1 protein-coding gene and 1 pseudogene are annotated in these 4422 nt (G+C 40.2%); both read left to right on the forward strand.

What is annotated here, in order from left to right:
- Window positions 1-2735, forward strand: a 2735-nt coding sequence (locus tag H5185_RS21360; RefSeq protein WP_182743141.1) for a VWA domain-containing protein, incomplete at its 5' end; no start/stop codon positions are given.
- 82 nt (window positions 2736-2817) lie between these two features.
- Window positions 2818-4368, forward strand: a pseudogene (locus H5185_RS21365) (ABC transporter transmembrane domain-containing protein); the annotation flags it as partial.
- Window positions 4369-4422: the final 54 nt, after the last annotated feature.

The raw sequence follows: 4422 nt of genomic DNA on the forward strand, positions 1-4422 counted from the left end.
GCGTGGCCGCCGTCGCCAATGACTTTGAAGCCCTGGCGAACGTGCACAATTTAGTCGTCGGCGCCTCAGATGGCGTCAACACCACCAACATTAACGTCACCCTCACTGAGCTTGATGTCAATGAAGCGCCTGTTATTGATGATTACAGCAGCACTATTAACGATTCGATTGCCAATGGCACTAGCGTATATGATGTGAATGATGCCAACACAGGTAACGATACCGATATTGATAGTGATAACTTAACTTACTCTTTCATTCTAGCTAATGGATCGAGCAGCTTAATTAGCGAAAATGGTGCATTTATTATTGATGCTCAGACTGGTGTCATTTCTGTTAATGACACGACACAAATTAACTATGACAATGGTAGCCAAATTAGCCTAACCGTTAAGACAAGTGATGGCAGCTTAAGTGATACTGCAATTGTGACCTTTGATCTTAATAACGTTGATGCTAACGATGACCTTCCTGGATCATCATATTCAGTGACCACAGGTTCTAATACCGCTTGGACTATTCCACAGTCTAATGGCGAGAATCTAATGACGATATCCGCTCGTAATGCTGATGGTTCTATGGGTGTATTAAACTATGAACCTGGTAATAATTTGCTCGGAGTAGCAGGATCTCCACGCAGCTCAGACCAAATTACTGGACAAATTGAATATAACTCAGCGACAGGCACCTCAGAGTCGGTTGTCATTGATTTTAATGGCCTAGTAAATAAAGCTGAATTCAGTGTTTCTAACCTGTTTTCAGATGAAAATAATGGCGAACAAGGAATTTGGAAGGCTTATTATAATGGCCAACTAGTCGCAAGCGACACATTCAAGACGGACGCTGGCAATGTGGGGACTTTCAATATTGACACTGGTAATATTGTCTTTGACCAATTAGTGTTTGAAGCAACACAGACAATTAATGAAGCAACGAATGGTAGTGTCTTAAGTGACTCATCTGATTACTTCTTAACCGGCATTACCGCGTCTGGTCCAGCTATTATGGGCACTTATATGGTCTCTGAAGATGGCGTGCTATCTATTACAGATACTAGCCTAGGCCTATTAAATAATGACTCTGATGCGCAAGGTCATACATTTACGCTAACAGGGGTGAATGGTGCAACAGTTACAGATGGTCAGATTGTTTTGCTAGATAGTGGCGCACTACTGACCATACACAGTGATGGTACCTATTCTTACGACACCAATAATGCATTTGAATCACTAACGGCTGGGGAGCTGTCAACTGATACCTTTACCTACACAGTAACAGATCAATATGGTGCTACAGATACAGCAACTGTGACTATAAATATTGTGGGAGAATCTGATCCTAGCTCAACTTATGTGAGCTACACCGGAAATCCTAACGATGACACGATTCAAGGAACAAACAATAACGATGTTATCGTTAGTGATCTGCAGTCGATAAAAATAGTTGATGGTGAATCTTACAATATTGCCTTCATTGTCGATACTTCTGGAAGTGTAGGTCGTACTCAGCTCGATATCATGAAAGCTCAGTTAACCTCAGTGTTTGATACGCTAAAAGCAAGCATAGGTGGTACGCATTCAGGCGTAGTGAATATTCTGTTAGTGGATTTTGATACTGGCCTTCAAGCTTCAGTTCCAGTCAACTTAGCTGACACCAATGCTCTTACGTTATTAGCCGCAGCACTCAATGCCATGGCTTCTGGTGGTAATACAAATTATGCAGCAGGCTTTGATGCTGCAACAAGGTGGTTCAACAGTTTAAGTGGTGGTGAAAACTTAACCTACTTTATTACCGATGGTTATCCTAATACCAATTCGAGTAGCGCTCCTGCAGCTTTTGCTAATTTGAATGCCATTTCAGATATCGAAGCTATCGGGATCGGCAACGGCATTAATTATACTACTCTACAAAATTATGATTCTAACAATACTCCAGTAACTGGTGTTAATGCTAACAACCTTGCCTCTGTTATTTTGGGTACTGAAACACAGTTACTTCAAGGTGATGATAATGTTGATGGTGCTGCTGGTAATGACATTATCTTTGGTGACTTGGCCCAGTTTGCTGGTATAACGGAACAAGGCTATCTCGCTTTACAAAGCTATGTTGCAGATAAAACAGGCCAAAACATTGCCGATATTGATGTAAGTGAAGTACATGATTACATTCGTGAACATGTAAATGAATTTAATATCAATAATCAATATGACGGTAACGATATTTTAAATGGCGCAGCGGGTAACGATATCATTTTCGGCCAAGGCGGCAATGATGTTATCTACGGTGGCGAAGGTAATGACGTGCTTATCGGTGGTTTAGGTAATGACACACTCATTGGTGGTCTGGGTAATGACACTTTTGTATGGTCTAAGGGCGATACTGGTACCGATACGATTAAAGACTTCGAAGTTAACAATGACTCTCTTCATATCAGTGATTTATTACAAAATGAACAGAACGGTAACTTAGAATCCTATCTTGAATTCTCGTTCAGTAACGGCAGTACGACAATTTCTATCGATGCCGACCTTAATGGCACTGTTGACCAATTGATTGTACTCGATGGTGTAGACCTATCGCATGAATACGGTAGCAATGATGAGGGCGTGATTATTAACGGTTTGCTTAATGATGGTGCACTTATTGTTGATACTGCAACAGCCAACCCAGCTCCGTCACCAGGAACCACTCATGCTGATCTATTTGATCAACATAATGGAAATATTATTCCTTAATAACAACACATTGACTGCGCCACATAGTATCATGCGGCGCATATTTGATAATTCTAACAATAATATTAAGGATAAAGATTAGGTGCCTAAAACTGCGTCTAACACAAGTGAGCAATGGACTATTTCGGCTGCCCAACGGGTAACGGTTGATCCTTTACTCGACTGTCTAGTGTTATTAACTGAACATTTTGGCAACCCTTGCTCAATAGATTCTCTTGCGGCAGGACTTCCGCTGTCTGGTGCAGTCATCACACCTGATTTAATCCCTCAAGCGGCTGGTAGAGCTGGATTATCAGCGAAGTTATCACGAAAAGATTTAAATCAAATTTCCAAAATTTTATTGCCTTGTATCTTATTATTAAAAGATAAAAAGGCATGCATTTTAAGAGAAATAGATCTAGAGCAAGACAAGGCAATTATTCAGTTACCCGAAACCGGTGGTGAAGATACTCTAACAATCGAAGGTTTAGAAACTCTATACGTCGGCTATTTATTTTTAGTTAAACAAGATTATCGCGGTGATAAAAGTTTTGATGTTCATCTACATGACAGCAAAACACATTGGTTAATGCAAAGCATCAAAGACTCTGCTCCTATTTACCGAGATGCGCTTTTAGCATCAGTATTAGTTAACCTTTTTGCATTAGTTTCACCACTCTTCATTATGAATGTGTATGACAAAGTGGTGCCCAATCTTGCATTTGAATCACTTTGGGTTTTAGCCATAGGTGCCAGTATTGCCTATATATTCGACTTTATTATGCGGCAGTTACGAAGCTATTTAATCGATATTGCAGGTAAAAAAGTCGACATTATTGTTTCATCAAAACTATTTGCAAAAGCCATTGGTATTCCACTGTCAAAACGCTCGCCAAGTGTTGGCGGTATGGCAAGACAACTAGGTGAGTTTGACAGTATTCGCGAGTTTTTAACTTCGGCCACCATAACTGCATTGGTTGATTTGCCGTTTGCACTATTATTTGTGCTCATCATCTATATTGTCGCGGGTGATTTAGCCATCATCCCAGTAATTTGCAGCTTAGTTATTATTGCGGTGACCTTTTATCTTCAACCTAAACTAAAACAAGCCATTGAAGAAAGTAATCGTTTTGCTAGCTTAAAGCATGGACATTTAATAGAAAGTTTAACCGCATTAGAATCAATTAAAGCTAATGGCGCCGAAGGCTTAGTGCAGAAAAGCTGGCAACAAATGATCGGTCATACTGCTAACTGGCAACTTAAAACTAAAAAGCTATCCAATTATGTGACTAATATTGCTAACTTCATGGTGCAATTAACTGTTGTCATGGTCGTGATACTTGGTGTGTACAGATTAGCTGACAACGAAATCTCTATGGGTGGGATCATTGCTGCAGTCATGCTATCTAGCAGAGCCATATCACCGATGGCACAATTAGCAGGCTTAATTACTCGTGGTAATCATACAATAAGTTCACTGCGCCAACTAGACGCTATCATGGAACAAGAAGATGAGTTTGAAGACAAAGGAAATCTAGCCAGTAAAGAACGGTTTATGGGCAAAATTGAAGCTGATAATATTAGTTTCAGCTTTCCAGGATCGGAAAAACCAAGCTTACACCCTTTCTCGATCAGTACACACCAAGTATCACGACCATGACAACAGTTAATTGCACCATGAAGTTAGCAATATTAGTCACATAATTGG

The sequence above is a fragment of the Shewanella sp. SG44-6 genome (genome assembly GCF_014164185.1).
Classification (GTDB): domain Bacteria; phylum Pseudomonadota; class Gammaproteobacteria; order Enterobacterales; family Shewanellaceae; genus Shewanella; species Shewanella vesiculosa.